Here is a 16,697-nt window from a genome sequence, read left to right on the forward strand (position 1 = left end):
ATGGTAGCAACCCAACCCATTGGCGTGTTCGACTCCGGCTACGGGGGCCTGACGGTCCTGAAGTCGATTGTTCAGCAATTGCCGCAGTACGATTATATTTATCTGGGCGACAACGCCCGCACGCCCTACGGCACGCGTTCGTTCGAAACCGTTTATCATTACACGCTGGAATGTGTTCAGCACCTGTTCAATAAAGGGTGTCGGCTGGTCATTCTGGCCTGTAACACGGCTTCCGCCAAGGCGTTGCGCAATATTCAACAGCTCGATTTGCCAAAAATCGCTTCCGATCGTCGGGTTTTAGGCGTCATCCGGCCTACGACGGAGGTCATTGGAACGTATTCCAAAACCGGTCACATCGGAATTCTGGCCACGCGCGGAACGGTGACGTCGGAGTCGTATATGGTGGAAATCGAAAAGTTTTTTCCGAATTTGAAGGTCTATCAGGAAGCCTGCCCGATGTGGGTGCCGCTGGTCGAAAATGGCGAACACAACGGCCCTGGTGCCGATTATTTCGTTCAGAAACACCTCGACCGGCTGTTGCAGCAATCGCCGGCCATCGATACGCTTTTACTGGCCTGCACGCATTACCCGCTCTTACTCCCCAAAATTCGACAATTCGCTCCTGAAAATCTGACGATTTTGAGTCAGGGCGACATTGTGGCCAACAGCTTGCAGGATTACTTACAACGCCACCCGGAAATCGACGCCCAATGCAGCAAAGGGCAGACACTGACCTTTTATACCACGGATTCGGCGGAAGAATTTGAACAGAAAGCCGGGCTGTTCTGGGGAAAGCCGGTGCGGGCGGAGCGGTTGACGTTATAGGAAATGAGTATAAAAGACGCGCTGAACCGTCTTTCGTATAGCCGATCTTCCGGATTCCTGACAGCAATGACGCCCCAACGACGCCCCCTTTTCCTGCTTCTGGCCTTCATCGCCGTAGCGACGGTTCTGCTGGTGGCGTATCAGTTCATGAAGCCAAAACCGAAGGCGGTCAAACGGGAGGAGTGGGCAACGGTTTTCAAAGGGTTGGGGACGCTTTCATCGCCCCGACTGGCCGATCTCAACAACGATGGTATTCTGGATCTGGTCATGGGCGCGGGCGGCATCGAATTCAAGACGAGCGATTCTGCCATTATAGCCGTCGATGGAGCCACCGGCCAGTTGCTCTGGAATGTCCGGGCGCGGGACCAGATTTTCGGCTCTCCGCGCTTTCGCGACATCACCGGCGACGGCATTCCCGACGTATTCATCGGTGGGCGAGCCGCCGAGTTCAAAGCCATCGACGGCGAATCGGGCGCGGTGATCTGGGACTATTTCACGAATTCGGACAACCGCTCCGAAAGTGATTCCGGTACCTACAATTTCTTCAGTCCGCAGTTTATTCCCGATCAGGACGGTGACGGTTTCGAGGAGTTGGTGGTTGCGGCCGGTGGGTATGTCAAAGCGCTGCCCCACGATCCGAAACGCCCGCCGGGCCGGTTGCTGGTGTTGAGCAGCGCCACCGGAAAACGACTCGCTGCGGCCGTGATGCCCGACGGTTTTGAGATCTATATGTCGGTGGTTGTGGCTGATTTTAAGAAGGATGGAAACCTTTCCCTTATTTTTGGTACGGGCGGGGAGACGCTGGAAGGCAGCCTGTATAAAGCTTCGGTCGCAGATTTGATGAAAAACGACTTGTCGAAGGCAACGCGGCTGGAGTCGGGGCAGGAGAAGGGCTTTGTAGCTCCGCCGGTTCTGGCAGACATTACGCAGGACGGTATTGTAGACATCATCGCCAACGCCGTTAACGGCCGGATGATTGCCATCGACGGCGCGACAGAACAGGTACTCTGGCGGGTGACAATTCCAAAAACCGAAGCGTACTGCTCCCTGGCGGTCGGTTATTTCACAGATGATGCCATACCGGATTTTTTTACGAACTACGGCATCGGCACCTGGCCGAACCTGAACCGGTCGGTGCAACTGATGGTGAACGGAAAAACCGGCCGGATTGCTTTTCAGGATTCGCTCGGCAGCTTTCAGGAGAGCAGCCCACTGGCGTTCGATTACAACCGGGACGGTTTTGACGATGCACTTTTGAGCCTGAACTACAACCACTTTTCCACCATCAGCAACCAGTTGATGGTGATCGACTTCCACAACGACACGACGTACCAAATCAGTAAGCGGCAATACGGGGCCAACGTCGCCAGCACGCCCTGGCTCGGTGATCTGGACGCCGACGGGCTGCTCGATCTGGTTTATGCCCACGAAATTGACCCGGTTGATCTGCTGTCGGTTAAGCAGAAAAAAGGGTTGAAAATCAATAAGCTGAAACTAGCGGTGCCGGTTCAGCAGAACCGGATTTGGGGGGGATATATGGGCAGCCATCATGACGGGATTTTTCGGTGATCCATCAATAATTCGCGCGAAATTAATTTTCTGATGAAGACATACCTCGCAACGGCATTTGCTTTCTTTCTTTTCAGTTCGGGTTTTAGCCGCGCCCAAACGGCCTATGATTCCGTGGTTTATGCCCGAAAAATCTATAAAACCGTCGATACGGTTCAATTAACGGCGCATGTCTTTTATAAACCGTCGACACTCCGAAAAACGGGCAATACCGCCCTGGCATTTTTCCACGGTGGCGGGTGGGCATTCGGCAAACCGGACGAGTTTTTCAACGCCTGTAAACGCTATGCGAACCTCGGCTTTGTCGCCATCTCGTTTCAATACCGGCTGGTTACGGACACCGGCAATAATCCGGATAAAACCGTTACGCCCATCGACTGCGTGATCGACGTACGGTCGGCTATGCGGTGGTTGCGCGAACACGCCAGAGACTACGGGGTTGATTCCGATAAAATTGTCGCGGGTGGTCAATCGGTGGGCGGCCAACTGATTTTGTGTGCCGCCATGCTCGACGCGCCCAATGATCCGAAAGATAATCTCCGGGTTAGCCCGGCACCGAATGCCATCATTTCATGGTCGGGAACGGTCAACACGCTCGATCCGTGGTGCGACCGCTTGCTGGGCAACAAGCGGGCTCAAATCTGGAGCATTTCACCGGCGCATAATGTAAAGTCTAAAATGCCGCCGGTTATCGCTTTTCACGGCGTGGCTGATCATGTGGTTGACTTCTGGACGGTCAGTTTTTTTGCTGACGAGATGCGGGCGTTGGGGAATCACATGGAAATTTACAAATATGAAGGGCGGCAGCATTATCTGGGCGATCCTGATCCGCATTATGCCCGGTTGTTTGATGAAGGAATCCTGACGAAAACGGACGATTTTCTACGTCGATTCGGGTTTATGAAACCGTAATTCGTCTGGGCTTCCCGGAAAACGAATAGATCGTAACCGAAACCGCCCCTTCCGGAACCACCAGCGTCCGTGCCGATTGCGATAAATACGTCGAGCCATACGGTAATTCCTGCTTCCGTTTCTGCCCGTTCGCCAGCGTAATTTCTGCCCAGGCATCGGTTGATTGCAACGGAATGACCCGCTGGCTTTTGCGGATAAGCTGGGCAAAGGCCAGCAGTGGCCCGGCATTCTGCGTCACCAAAACCAGATTCTGACCGGTTCGGGTTGGCAACGTCGCCAGCCCTTTGGCATCGCCGGTCGCTGAAAAACCGCTTTGGGTGACTGGAACGGGCGCGAAGTTGCCTTTGCCGTCGCCTTTCAGATACAAGCCGATTCCCGCGTCATACCGCCCGATGGTCACTTCCGTTGCGTAAGAATTGCCGACGGCGAGCAGGTCCAGATTGCCGTCCTGGTCCACATCCAGGCTCGTCATTCCGAAGAGCGGAGCAAACTGGGCCTGCGTCGGCAGCGGTTTCAACGTAAACTTCCCGTGACCTTCATTTTGCAGGTAAACGCTTTCAAACCGTTCGCAGGTTAACACATACGCGCCGGTCAGTTCGTCTTTCGTGAACACATCGGCAAACGTTCCTTTGGCGTAGTCGGCGTATTTCAGGAAGCGCTTTCGCATAAACGTCATCTGGCCGATCAGCTCGTCGCGGGCGTGTGTCACCTGTTGTTTTCCATGAAGGTAATACGTCAAAACCGGGTCCAGCGTGCCGTTCTGGTCGAAATCCTTTGCGTAGACGGCAATCGGTTCGTTGGCGGTGGGCTGGTAGCGGCTGTTCCGTCCGCAATTGCCGAGTACGTAATCGGTATCACCGTCGTTGTCGAAATCTCCGCTGGCGAGGCTGTTCCACCAGCCGGTCGTGTTCTGCAATCCAATCGAATTAGCGACGTTGGTAAACCGCCCTTTGTCATTTTTGAAAAATGTTACCGGCATCCACTCCCCGGCCACCATCAGGTCGATTTGACCGTCGTTATCGAAATCCGTCCACAAAGCCGCCGTCACCAGGCCGATCCGACTCAACGCCTGGCCGCCAGCTTTTTCGGTGACATCCCTGAATTTCCCGCCCTCATTCCGCAGAAGGTAACTTCTGGCCGGTAACGGATATTTGCCCGGATAAACCCGCCCGCCAATAAACAGATCGAGGTCGCCGTCGTGGTCATAATCAGCCGCAACGACGCAGGAACCGCTGTCGGTCATGCGGGGCAAGGCCGCCAAATCCCGGCTGAAATTTCCTTTGCCGTCGTTTCGATACAGTCGGGACTGGTAATAACTCGTCCCGGCCATCTGCTCGTTGCTGCCGCTGACCACCAGCAGATCGAGGTCTTCGTCACTGTCGGCGTCGAAAAGCAGCGTGCCCGTATCTTCGTACATGACGTCCTGATCGAAGGTTTTTCCGGTAAACCGGCCGTCGGCGGTTTGGAGAAAAAACGTACCGGCATGACCCGCCGAACCGCCCACAAAAAAGTCGGATCGCCCGTCGCCGTTGACATCGCCCACCGCGATACCGGGGCCGCTCTGCGAAAATTTGTGGGGCAACAGATGCTCCACTTTAAAGTCGGCGTACTCAGTTTCCTGGTGTTTGAAATCGATTCCCAAACGGGCCGCCACCTCCTCAAACAAAACCGGCCCTGGTTTTGCCGGTAAAACCGGCTTGGCAACCGCGTCCTGATGCCGGATGGTCAAGACCTGATTGGCTTTTACATCCCGCAAAACCGTCTGCCGACCGTCTGCCCAACGAACCACGACGCTGTCGGCCACGGGGTTCGCTCCCAGCCCAACATGCAATATCGATTCCACGCTCGACTGAAAACCGCGATAGGGCGAATTTTCCAGGTACTGCACTCCATTTTTACCCGCATATACCCACACTTTTGCACCCAGACCGGCGGTATTGAGCGAGTCACCAATGAGTTTCATTCGCAGAAAATGATGTTTTTTCAGTTCGTTTGCGCGGTTTTTGTAAATAAAAGCCGGGTCGTCGATGTTGTTGATAATCAGATCCAGATCGCCATCGTTGTCCAGATCGGCGTAGGCAGCTCCGTTGGAAAAACTCAACTCGCGCAGCCCCCAGGCGTCGGATTTTTTGGTGAAGGTCAGGTCGCCACCCGGTCGGTCGCCACCGTTGTTCCGAAAAACGTAATTCTGAAGTTTGGACCCCTGCAATTCATCGACGGCGCGGAGCATGATGCGGTGCTGCTCGTGCTGGTTTTCGGGTAGCCGGTTGGGGGCGTCAGGCGAAGCGGCATATTTGTTATAGACCGAAAAGTCGCGGTTGGTGATGTCTTTCGGATAGCCGTTGCTGATAAACAGGTCCTTATAACCGTCGTTGTCGAAGTCCGCCAGCAAGGGTGCCCAACTCCAGTCGGTGGCATGCACCCCGGCGAGTTGCCCGATTTCGCTGAAGGTGCCGTTGCCGTTGTTGAGTTGAAGCGTGTTGCGCATGTACGACGGCAAATAGCCCTGCGCCAGCGTCATCATGAATTTGTCGTAATTTTTGGCCCCGCTAAACAGCTTCTGCCGTTCGTTGTCTTCGGGCAGCATATCGACCACCAGGATGTCGGGCAAACCGTCGTTGTTGACATCGGCTACGTCGTTACCCATCGCAAAATTGCTGGTGTGTTTCAGGTATTTAGCCGCGCTTTCGGTGAAGGTGCCATTCTGGTTGTTGAGGTAAATGAAGTCATCGTCCACATAATCGTTGGAGACGTAAAGGTCGGGCCAGTGGTCGTTGTTGATGTCGCAGACGGCCACGCCCAGGCCGTAGCCATCGACCAGCAGCCCGGCCTGTTTCGACACGTCCGTAAAACGCCCGTTGCCGTTGTTGCGGAAGAGTTTGTCCGCGCTTTTGCCGGAGCCATCGGTTATTTTGGGGTGAATGACGCTGGTGTCCCAGGTTTCGTTGGCGTAGGTCGCAATGAAAAGGTCGAGGTCGCCGTCGCGGTCGTAATCCAGAAAAACCGCCATGGTGGAAAAGCCGGTGTAAGCAAGGCCGTATTGGGCCGCCCGTTCGGTGAACGTTCCGTTTTGGTTGTTGATATACAACCGGTTGGTCTGGCGCAATTCGCCATACACCCCCGCCGAACAAACGTATAAATCGGGATAGGTATCACCGTTGATGTCGGCTACGGCCACGCCGGTCGCCCAGTTGTCGCCCCGGATGCCGGCGGATTCGGTGATGTCTTTGAACGTCAGATTTCCCTGATTAAGATACAGTCGGCTGGGCACCATGTTGCCGCTGAAAAAGAGATCCGGCAGACCGTCGAGGTTGACATCCAGCACGGCGACGCCCCCGCCGTTGTAGACGTATTCGTAATCGATCAGATTGACGGAATCATTTTCAGTGATGGTGTTGGCAAACTGAATACCGGTTTTCCCGGCGGGAACCAGCTCGAAAAGGGGCGTTTCTTCGTTCCGGTTTTGGCAGGAAAAGAGGAACAGTAACCAGCAGAGCAAACAAAAACCGGTAGAAAACAGACTGCGCATATCCAATTAGTAGTACGGCTTGCATCGAACAAAAACTAACGGCTACGCTTGCAGGAGTTTTGTGCGTGTCCGATTTACCCGGGGGGGTAGAATGTTAATAGAAGAACCAAGTGAGATCGATTACTAAGCCCCGGCAGGGGCGTTCTAAATTCATTTAACAACGTTAGGACGACACTGCCGGGGCTAAAAGATAGATAAGCTTTTTCCTATTAACATTCTACCCCTCCGGGGTAAGTTGGACACGTACAAAGCTTTAGAGGCTAACCCTGTTTTACCAACCCGGATTCTGCTTCAGAACGCCTTTGTTGAGCAGAATCTCGTTTTCGGGGATCGGGAAATACAGCCGGTCCGGGCTGCTTGCTTTGACGATTTGCGCGGCATAAGCCGGATCCCAGCGCAGCAAATCCAGCCAGCGAACCCCTTCAAACATCAACTCCCGGCGTTTTTCGGCGCGGATGGCCTGCCGCATTTTTTCCGGCGTATCGACGTCGGCCAGGGTCAGCAGCGGAATCCCGGTGGTGCCGACGGGCAAGGTGGGCCGGAAGCGGTTGGCAAAGTTGGCATCCTGTGCGCGGGCGCGGAACGTATTCAGAATGGTCAAAACCGCCTGCTTGTTGGCTTCGTAATTGATCTCGTTGAGGGCTTCGGCTTTGTTGAAATAGATTTCGCCCAACCGCAACATCACGAGGTTGGCCCGCGCAATGCCTTCGTTGGCCCAAAGCGGCTGTGGCAAAAACTTGTTCGAGACTTTATCGTCCTTGATCGTGTATTCGTACCGCGCATCCTTGCGCGGTTTTTCGTATTGCGCCACGGCATCGTCGGTGGCCCGAAACTCGCCATTGCCGTAAAACCAGCCGTGGATTCCCATGTTGAAAAAACCGGGTCCGGCTTCGGCCTGAATTTCGAGAATGGCTTCGCCACTGTTCTGATCGCCCAGAAACATCGTCGTCCACGGATTGACCAGCGAATACTGACCGCTGTTGATGATTTCGTCCGACAGCTTCACGACTTCCTGCCAGTTTTTTTCCTGTAACCGAATCCGCGATAAAAAGCCTTTGGCCGCCCATTTGCTGGCCCGCCCCCGGCGCTCGTTGGCCGAAAACTGCGTCATCGAATTGGGAAGGTTCGCTTCGGCCACCTGCAAATCCTTCACAACCTGCGCCAGCACTTCCGGCTGGGTCGAATTGGGAATCTGGTTGTCTTCGGGCAAGGCCCCCGCCGGAAAGTTCAGGATCAGCGGCACATTGCGCCACAGCATGGTCAGGTAATAATACGACAGTCCGCGAATGAAATGGGCTTCGCCCAGCACTTCATCCTTGCGCTTGTCGTTGGCCGTGGTGGCCCCCACAAACGCCGTCGGTGGAATATCCTTCACCTTTTCCAGAAAGAGGTTGGCGTTGGCGATGGTCACCCACGGGGCCTGAAAATACGATTCGGTGGTGCCGTGGTTGACGCTGGACATGTCGCCCCGGTTTTCCATGATGTAGCCGAACTTCCCGGCAGCCGTCGTCAGGTCATCGGAATTCATATCCAGTAACATGTACGTTCCAACGATATGATTTTCGGTAAACAGCCGGTTGTAGGTTCCGATCAGGCCCAATTCGGCATCGGTTCCGTTCGAGTAAAAACCGTCCTGCGCCAGTGCCGACTCGGGCTTCTGATCCAGCGTATTACAGCCATTCACTAGGAATCCGATCAGAAGAAGAGCCACCAGCCGATAGCCTTTGTTGTGTATTTTTTTCATGATCACTGCTGAAATCTAAAAGTTGGCAATGCTTAAAAAGAGATGTTCAGACCTAACGTGTAGGTTTTCGGCTGCGGGAAGGTGCCGTAGTCATACCCCATCGCCACGTTTCCGCCCAGACCCGAGCCGGTGAAATGGCTCACTTCCGGATCGTAACCGCTGTAGCGGGTGAACGTCAGCAGGTTGTTCGACGAGAAATAAAGGCGGGCCGAGGCAATCTGGAGTTTGCTGGTTACACTGCGGGGCAGGTTGTAGCCCAGCGTCAGGGTTTTCAGGCGCAGGTACGAACCGTCTTCGAGCCAGCCGTTGTGGGGCAGCAGGTTGTTGGCGCTTCGGTTGTCGTAGAACACCCCCGGATATGCCGTGACGTCGCCCGGTTTTTGCCACCGTTTGTCGAACGAAACCTGCGTTGTGTTGTAGCCGATCGTGGAATTGAGGTCGCGGTTCAGCCCTTCCATCCACTTCCGGGTCTGGTTGTAAATCTTGTTGCCATACGACCACTGGAAGAAAATGTTCAGATCGAAGCCTTTGTAACCGAACGTGTTGGTCAAACCGCCGATGTGTTTCGGGAGCGGACTGCCCATAATCACCCGGTCGAGGCTGTTGACGGCCCCGCCCGATTTGTCCTGATCGACAATCACGACGGTGCCGTTTTCCGGGTTCACATTTTTCTCCCGTTCGTATACCCAGAATGAAATGGGTTGGCCTTCCCGAATCAGCGTGGCTTCATTGACCGCAATGTCCTGACCACCGATCAGTGAAAGCACTTTGTTGCGGTTCATGCTGAAATTCAGGTTCGTACTCCAGGAAAAAGCGCCGTTCAGGTTGATGGTATTGATGCCCAGTTCAAACCCTTTGTTCTCCATTTTTCCGATGTTGGTCAGCGTCGAGCTAAACCCGGAGGTGCGGGGCAGCGGCAGGTTGAGCAACAGGTCCGTCGTTGTTTTAATGTAGTAGTCAGCGGTCAGGCTCAGGCGGTTATTCAGGAAACCGACATCGGCTCCGACGTTGAACTGGGCGGTTTGTTCCCACGAAAAATCGTCGTTCGGAATGTTGTTGGCCACCGCACCCAGCCGGTTCAGGTAATTGCGGCCCGTGTTGGCTCCTCCACCAACGCCGAAGGTGCCAATGTAGGAGTAGTTCCCGATCTCCTGGTTGCCGGTAATGCCGTAGCTCGCCCGGAATTTCAGGTTGCTGATGGTGGTAGACGACTTCATGAACTCCTCTTCACTGAGGTTCCAGCCCACCGACGCGGAGGGAAAAAAACCGTATTTGTTATTGGCCCCAAACCGGGATGAACCATCCAGACGGGCGTTGATCGATAGCAGGTATTTGCTCTTGTAGTTGTAGTTCAACCGCCCGAAATACGACGCAATGCCCCAGGATTCGGCGTTTGAGGTCGACGTCAGAATGGTGGAACCGCCGTTGAGCGTCGTGACGTTTTTGCTGACAAAACCGCCGACGTACGAAAACGCTTCTTCCAGCCGCGACTCCTGAAAACTGGTGCCGAGCAGCGCCTGGAATTTGTGGTCTTTCCCCAGTCCGAAGTCATAAGTCAAATAGTTTTCGGTCAGCCACAACACTTCGTTGAAGTTCCGCACACTCCCGGTGCCGGTTCCGTTGCCCTGCACTGCTGCCTGGAACGGTTCGTAGAAAAAATCCTCGTTTTCGAAGCGAACATCGGTTCCCAACTGTGTCCGGAAACGGAGTCCCCGGATGATTTCCCACTCAGCAAACAGGTTGCCGATCAAGCGGATGGTTTTGTTGTCGAGGTGCTGCGCCAGGGCCATCGCCACCGGGTTGGCAATCAGCGGAGCCAGCGGATCGAAGGAATATTCGCCGTTGGGTAGCCGAATCGGAGTCGCCGGGCTGCGGGTCAGGGCTGTCGTCAACACCGGAGAACCGTAGAGGTGATTACCACCCGCGTCGGACCGGGGCGTTCCGTTGTTCCGCAGTCGGTTGTTATCGGTGTAGCTCACCATCAGGCTGTTGCCGATTTTTACTTTTTTATTGATGCGTTGATCAAGGTTGACCCGGAGGTTGTAGCGTTTAAAGCGGGAGTCGATCAGAATTCCCTGCTGGTCCATATACCCCGCGCTGAGCATATACTGCGTTTTTTCGGTGCCGCCCCGGGTCGAAATGTTGATGTTGGCGGTTGGAGCGGTTCGCAGCACGGCATCCTGCCAGTCGGTATTGGTGGTGGGGTTATTGATAAACGCCTGCGTAAAAACCGGTGCGGCTTTGATGGAAGCCAGCCCTTCGTTGGACAAAATGGCAAAGTCGGAAGCACCCAGTACGTTGTAGCGACCGGTGGCTTTGGAAAAACCGTAATAACTGGTAAGGTCAATTTGCTGCTTCCCGGCTTTTCCGCGTTTGGTGGTGATCAGCACGACGCCGTTGGCTGCCCGCGCCCCGTAAATGGACGTTGAAGCGGCATCCTTCAGGATTTCAATCGACTCGATATCCGCCGGATTGATGTTCGACATCCCGTTGATGCGTTCTTCGCCGGTTTGCTGGTTGAAGGTCTGCGTATTGTTGATCGGCACGCCATCCACGACGTACAACGGTTCGTTGCCCGCTCCCAATGACGACGTTCCGCGAATCCGGATGGAAACCCCTCCGCCCGGTGCGCCGGTGTTGTTGGTCACCTGAACGCCCGAAGCCCGGCCCTGCAACGCCTGATCCAGCCCAACGAGCGGCATGTCCTTGATTTCTTTGGCGGTAACCGTTGCAATGGCACTGGTCACTTCAGCCTTCGACTGCGTGCCATATCCCACGACCTGGACTTCGCTCAACAGCCGCTCATCCGTCGCGAGCTGCACGTTGATGACCGACCGGTTGTTGATCGGAATTTCTTTGGAGAGAAAACCGATGTAGGAAAAAATCAGGGTTCCGTTGCCATTCGGCACCGTGAGCGTATAGTTCCCTTCGCCGTCGGTGGTGACCCCGGTGGTGGAGCCTTTAATGATGACATTCACGCCCACAAGGCCCTCGCCGTTGTCGGATGTTACACGTCCCCGCACCGTAATGGCGGTTTTCTGCTCCATGCGGGCCAGCAACATCGTGTTCATGCGGGCCTGCAAGGGATTAAAAAGGCTGTTGTCCAGCAGGGGCAGGGAGGTGGTTCGGGCGGCTTCGATTCCGTCGGGCCGGTTTTCTTTGCGGCTTTCTTTGGGCGGCACCACCACATACACATGTTCTTTGACCTTCTCGAAATGCAGATTCAGTGGTCCCAGCAAATTCTGGAGGGCGTCCTCAATTCGGGCGGGCGATTGGGTTTGTCGGGTCACAAACTTGTTCTCGACTGTCTGAAGGTTGTAGATCACCGAGGCATTGTACCGCGTACTCAGCTCATTCAGTGCCTGTTTGAGGGGCTTATGCAGGTCGGTGGCCAGCACTTTCTTATCGACCGGTGAGTTGTCAATGGAAGCCGTTACCTGGGCGTATGTGTATCCCTGCCAGCTACTGACGGCCTGGAGGAACAGGCACAACAATAGCTTGCTCAGCGTGTATCGGTTCTGCTTCATAAGGTGAACATCTTAAGGGTGATCGGATAAAGGAATGCTGTTTTCAATGACAACCTGGTTATGGTTCCGGCTGATGCGCAGGTTCGACGACTTGGCCAATACCGTTAGCAGCACATCCAGGTTATCACTCGGAATGGTACCGACCAGTTTCTGGTTGGCTTTCACGTTGTCTTTGAAAATCACGTCGACGCCGTAGGTGTCTTCGATCATTTCGCCGACTTTATAGAGGGGCGTGTTTTCAAAAACCAGCACTTTATTCCGCCACGACGTCAGGGCTTCGGCATTCACCTGGTTTTTGATCACCTTTTTGTTTTTCCGGAAATATTCCACCGTTTCGCCGGGGACCATCATCACCCGGCTGGTATCTTTCGCCGACATGATGTTGACCTTGACCTTGCCGGAATTGAGCACGACGTTGGTTTTGTCATTGCGGTTAAAAACGTTGAACCGGGTTCCCAGCACTTCGACATCCAGGTCCGGCGTATGCACCACGAAGCGGGCGTGGTTCCGTTTGTGTTTTACGTCGAAAAACGCTTCACCATCCACCCAGACTTCCCGCTGGTGTTTCCCGTCCCAGTTCGGGGCGTATCGCAGTTGGGTGTTGCCGTTCAACGTCACCACAGAGCTGTCGGGCAGGGTGAAGGTGGCATTTTCACCGTAGGCGGTTTGCAGCAGGATGGCGTCGTTCCGGGAGTGGCTCAGCCAGAAATACCCGGCAGCCGCCAGCAGCAGGAATCCGGCCAGCGAAGCGGCTATTCCCCGCCAGCGGTAAAACCACGGTTTCTCGTCCGCATCGGGCCACAGCGGAATCGTTGGTGCCGGGTTGTCATGCGCCCGAATGGTCGCCAGCAGCCGTTCCAGTTCCCGGTTTTTGTGCGGGTCTGAGGTGGTCAGTTTGTTGGGAGACAGCATCGAGACGAGCTCGATGGCGTCGTCGATGTCGCGTTGTTTTTCGGGATGTTGCCGGATGAAATCCTCCCAAAAGTGAATCTCGTCAGCCTTCGTGCGGTAGACGAAAGCCTGAAAAGATTCGTTGGTGGCAAAATCTTCGCTGGTATAGTGTATGAAATGGGATGACTGATGCATGACGAAAGCGCGTGGAAATACGAAAAAAGGCTGATTGGCAAACCGGTTCTTCTCCTCTTTTGCCTATAGGACAGCGCAAAAGCGGTTATATACTCAAACTTTTTTTAGCGGATCGATCCGGCGGTTTTGTGCCCCGTCAGGGGCTTCACAGCGCAGCGTCGGTAGGAATAGTCTACCACCCAACTCCTGCGTGCCGTGAGGTACGCGACTGCATGTTTCGGATATTGTTGCGTACCTCACGGCACGCGGGGAGAAGGATTCATCTTGGTCTACCGACGCTGCGCTGTGAAGCCCCTGACGGCGCGAAAACTGTTTCGGTTAGCGGGTTTTACTGTGGGCTAATCTGGAAGCAAAAGCAACTAATTGGAAATCAGGCGGCAAAAAAATACGCGATGAGTAGCGCAAGCGGGCTGGCGTATTTTCCGTCGAAACAGGCACTGTCGAGCACCGGGCGGAGGGCCGACGAAGACGGGGGCATCAATTCGGCTTTGTGTTCTTTCAGGCTTTTGAGGCTCTGGTGAATCAGATTCCGGACCGACTGAACGTTCAGCGCCATGACGTCCGCAATTTTTTCGTAATCTAATCCTTCGTAAAACTTCAGAAAAAGAGCTTCACGCTGCCGTTTGGAAAGTTGGTTCAGGAAACGGGCTAGTGCCTCGCCTTGTTCTTTGGAAATTTGGGCCGCAATCAGAAAATCTTCGTGGGAAAACGTAATATCGACCTCGTAAACCAGATCGGTCTGCAGGTTTTTCTTCTTGCCCGAGGCCACGGCTTCGTCGCTGATGTGGCGTTGCAGCGTTTTAAGGAGGTATGCTTTGACATACCGGATTTCGCCCAGTTGGTCGCGTCGACTCCAGAGTTTCAGGAACATATTCTGGATGCAATCTTTCACCAGATCTTCGTCCCGGGTCAGTTTCATTCCGTAATAATACAGGCTGTCGTAATGCTCCCTGAAAATTTGGGCCAGGGCGTTGGAGTCTCCATTTCTGAAATTTCTCCACACCCCATTTTCTGCCCTATTTTCAACAGAAGTCTCCATCAACCTGAAATGATAAAAATCTGAAACTGATTTGTCTAATTGTATTTTTCTGTGAATAAATGGCTTAATGCCCTCCGCTAAACCCGCAATGGTGACACAAATAGATAAAGATTTTTCTATTTTTTCCAAAAAAATATATAAAAACTGCATTCTGGCTTGGTATATCGAATGGCGGTTTTTCGAATAGATGTAAAAAATACATTTATTAGGTCCGGCAGATTTACGAAGGCTTGCAGTTTTAGGTTGCGAAATATTGTACTATTCAAATAAAGTGTAGGTTGATAAAAGTTAATGAAGCAATCTGGTCAGGCATTGCTACGGGTAATACAGCAGAAAGACTGAGTATGAATGGGGCCGGTGGCCTGTCTTCCAGATAATTCTGAACCTGACTCAATTGACGATGAAGCCAAACCGTTTGTGTTACCTCCTGCTTTTGCTGACTATGGCGTTCCAAACCAAGTCGAATAACAGCTTTGGTGTGGATAAAATTGAGAAAATAGCCCTGTCGCCGGCAATGCTAATCAATGAGGTTGCCAAGGGTAACGCCGGTTTTCTGGTGGATGAACAGGGGCCGAAAGGCGAAGCTCCAACCGGAAACCGGGTCACCAACTGGTCGGTGAACGTGGCGGAAGGAGAACTGTCGTGGTATTTGCCCGCCAATGCCGTGATCGATCTGGGCCGGGAACACATCATCACGACCGTTTATCTCTACGACGGCAACGGGATTGCCGGAAACTGCCGCATCAACTACGGGATTCCCTTCCGCTGGACGCCCTTGCTGATCGACCCGCTGACGAGAAACAACGCCTGGACTACGCATTCGGTCAAATCCATTCGGACGCGGTATCTGCAAATTTCCAAAGAAACCGACGCTGATATGCGGGAAATTGTGGTTTATGGGTATCCTGTCGAATCGGCTCCGGTAAACGAAAAAGCGAATGCCCCGGCGCGTATTGGTCCGGTTCTGAAGAATACCATCGGCATCAACTCCCATTGTGGAGATCCGATGGACAAAGTTGCCGTGGCCGGTATTGTGCGGGAATACCACAGTTGGCATTACCACGAAGGTGGTTTTACGCGGGGTTATCCCGGCTATCCGAACAACGCAACGCAGTGGAATCCCAGCACACTCAAAAGCGATACGGCAAAAAAAGCTGCGGGGGAGATTCCGGCCTGGAATCCAAATCTGAAAACCGGCGTTGACTTTGACCGGTATTACCGGGAAATGAAGCACGCAGGGATTACGGTTTTTCCGTGCATTCAGGGTACGGTGCCGTGGCTAAACGGCGAACCCGACAAACATTCCCGGCATAAGCCCGTGGGAAAACCGGGGAGCGATCCGGCCAATCCGGCTTCGTATGCCGCCCATGCGGATCTCCTGTTCCAGTATGCCGCCCGCTACGGCCATACCAAAGTGCCGGATCGACAGCTTAAACTGGCTCCGAACCAGCCCAAAGTGTCGGGACTGGGGTATCTGGATTACTACGAAAACTGGAACGAACCCGATGGCTGGTGGGGTGGCCGCAGCGATTATTTCAGCCCTTATGAATACGCGGCCATGTCGAGTGCCGATTACGACGGTCACGAATCGACCATAGGCCCGGACAAAGGCATTAAAAATGCCGATCCGAACGCCAAACTGGTGATGAGCGGTATTGCGATTCCGAGCGTCGACTACCTGAAAGCGATGAAGTTCTGGTTTGAACACAACCGTAAAGACCGGAAGTTCGTCTTCGATGTGCTGACCGTTCACCATTACTGCAATGCCGGGGGTGGGCAGGCTGTCATGACCACCGGAATCAGCCCGGAGCAGGACAATCTGCGGGCCGTCATGCAGCGCATTGCCGATTTTAGAGACCGGTATGCGCCCGACAAAGAAGTCTGGATGACCGAGTTCGGCTGGGACACCAACCCGGTGACCAAACAGGCGGCCCCTACGCCCGAGGTGCAGGGTCAGTGGCTGGTGCGGGCTTTTCTGGCGTGTTTTGCGGGTGGAATGGACCGCGTGGCGATGTTTATGCTGCGTGATGTGAAAACGACCGGCACCACCCAGTTCGACAACAGCGGATTGATCGGAGCTGTGGGCGATTCAACCGTAAAACCGTCGTGGTATTATTTACATACGCTTCGGGAGCAGTTGGACGGTTTTATTTTTCAGGAAGAAGCTGAAACCGGCAACAGCAAGGTCAGGGTGTATGCCTTTAAAAAGCCCGCAACCGGCGAAGGGATTTACGCCGTCTGGTGCTCCACATCGGATGGCTCGGAAGTGAAGGAGTATCCACTTTTCCTAAAAGGAAGCCCGAATTCGGCGACGCTGATTACGTTACAGGATAAGCAGAAACACGGTGTTTCTCAAAAACTGTCGCTTACGGCGGGCTCCGTTCGGGTGGCCGTTTCGGAGCGCCCGGTTTTTGTCAAAGTGGACAGGATGCGTTAATGGAGCCGGTTCCATTGCGGTAAAAGTGT

The 16,697-nt window shown here is 54.0% G+C and carries 9 protein-coding genes; 4 read left to right on the forward strand and 5 right to left on the reverse strand.

What is annotated here, in order from left to right; all coding sequences use genetic code 11:
• From murI to FH871_RS27870, 3 genes are all read left to right on the forward strand, one after another.
• The gene (gene murI / locus FH871_RS27860; protein ID WP_138994699.1) at positions 1-825 is read left to right on the forward strand and encodes a glutamate racemase; all 825 of its coding nucleotides are present in this window, start codon (positions 1-3) and stop codon (positions 823-825) included.
• A 66-nt stretch (positions 826-891) separates the two neighbouring features.
• Positions 892-2,394 carry a PQQ-binding-like beta-propeller repeat protein gene (locus tag FH871_RS27865; RefSeq protein ID WP_171062978.1) on the forward strand — a complete coding sequence of 501 codons (1,503 nt, stop codon included), beginning with the start codon at positions 892-894 and terminating at the stop codon, positions 2,392-2,394.
• A gap of 33 nt (positions 2,395-2,427) precedes the next feature.
• Positions 2,428-3,306: an alpha/beta hydrolase gene (locus FH871_RS27870; protein WP_138994701.1), complete on the forward strand. Its 879-nt coding sequence runs from the start codon at positions 2,428-2,430 to the stop codon at positions 3,304-3,306.
• Here FH871_RS27870 and FH871_RS27875 read toward each other — a convergent pair.
• The 5 genes from FH871_RS27875 to FH871_RS27895 all read right to left on the reverse strand — a co-directional run bounded on the left by FH871_RS27875 (position 3,293) and on the right by FH871_RS27895 (position 14,231).
• On the reverse strand, positions 3,293-6,835 hold the full coding sequence (locus FH871_RS27875; RefSeq protein WP_138994702.1) for a VCBS repeat-containing protein: 3,543 nt from the start codon (positions 6,833-6,835) through the stop codon (positions 3,293-3,295). The two genes, FH871_RS27870 and FH871_RS27875, sit on opposite strands and share 14 nt — an antisense overlap.
• 271 nt (positions 6,836-7,106) lie before the next feature.
• A complete protein-coding gene (locus tag FH871_RS27880; protein ID WP_138994703.1) occupies positions 7,107-8,579 on the reverse strand; it encodes a RagB/SusD family nutrient uptake outer membrane protein in 1,473 nt (490 codons plus the stop codon).
• A 32-nt stretch (positions 8,580-8,611) separates the two neighbouring features.
• Complete coding sequence (locus FH871_RS27885; RefSeq protein WP_138994704.1) at positions 8,612-12,106, reverse strand: TonB-dependent receptor; 3,495 nt, start codon at positions 12,104-12,106, stop codon at positions 8,612-8,614.
• 12 nt (positions 12,107-12,118) lie between these two features.
• On the reverse strand, positions 12,119-13,192 hold the full coding sequence (locus FH871_RS27890; RefSeq protein WP_138994705.1) for a FecR family protein: 1,074 nt from the start codon (positions 13,190-13,192) through the stop codon (positions 12,119-12,121).
• A gap of 370 nt (positions 13,193-13,562) precedes the next feature.
• Positions 13,563-14,231: an RNA polymerase sigma factor gene (locus tag FH871_RS27895; protein ID WP_171062979.1), complete on the reverse strand. Its 669-nt coding sequence runs from the start codon at positions 14,229-14,231 to the stop codon at positions 13,563-13,565.
• Between the two features lie 400 nt (positions 14,232-14,631).
• On the opposite strand from FH871_RS27895, the gene FH871_RS27900 reads away from it, so the two are divergent.
• Entirely contained in the window at positions 14,632-16,668 is a 2,037-nt protein-coding gene (locus FH871_RS27900) for a glycosyl hydrolase (protein WP_138994707.1), read from the forward strand.
• Positions 16,669-16,697 lie beyond the last annotated feature (29 nt).

Source organism: Larkinella sp. C7 (assembly GCF_006149005.1).
Taxonomy (GTDB): domain Bacteria; phylum Bacteroidota; class Bacteroidia; order Cytophagales; family Spirosomataceae; genus Larkinella.

Coding starts and splice junctions, on each gene's coding strand:
- FH871_RS27895 (WP_171062979.1), bottom strand. CDS start 14,231: ATGGAGACTTCTGTTGAAAATAGGGCAGAAAATGGGGTGTGGAGAAAT.
- FH871_RS27890 (WP_138994705.1), bottom strand. CDS start 13,192: ATGCATCAGTCATCCCATTTCATACACTATACCAGCGAAGATTTTGCC.
- FH871_RS27870 (WP_138994701.1), top strand. CDS start 2,428: ATGAAGACATACCTCGCAACGGCATTTGCTTTCTTTCTTTTCAGTTCG.
- FH871_RS27875 (WP_138994702.1), bottom strand. CDS start 6,835: ATGCGCAGTCTGTTTTCTACCGGTTTTTGTTTGCTCTGCTGGTTACTG.
- FH871_RS27885 (WP_138994704.1), bottom strand. CDS start 12,106: ATGAAGCAGAACCGATACACGCTGAGCAAGCTATTGTTGTGCCTGTTC.
- FH871_RS27880 (WP_138994703.1), bottom strand. CDS start 8,579: ATGAAAAAAATACACAACAAAGGCTATCGGCTGGTGGCTCTTCTTCTG.
- murI (WP_138994699.1), top strand. CDS start 1: ATGGTAGCAACCCAACCCATTGGCGTGTTCGACTCCGGCTACGGGGGC.
- FH871_RS27900 (WP_138994707.1), top strand. CDS start 14,632: ATGAAGCCAAACCGTTTGTGTTACCTCCTGCTTTTGCTGACTATGGCG.
- FH871_RS27865 (WP_171062978.1), top strand. CDS start 892: ATGACGCCCCAACGACGCCCCCTTTTCCTGCTTCTGGCCTTCATCGCC.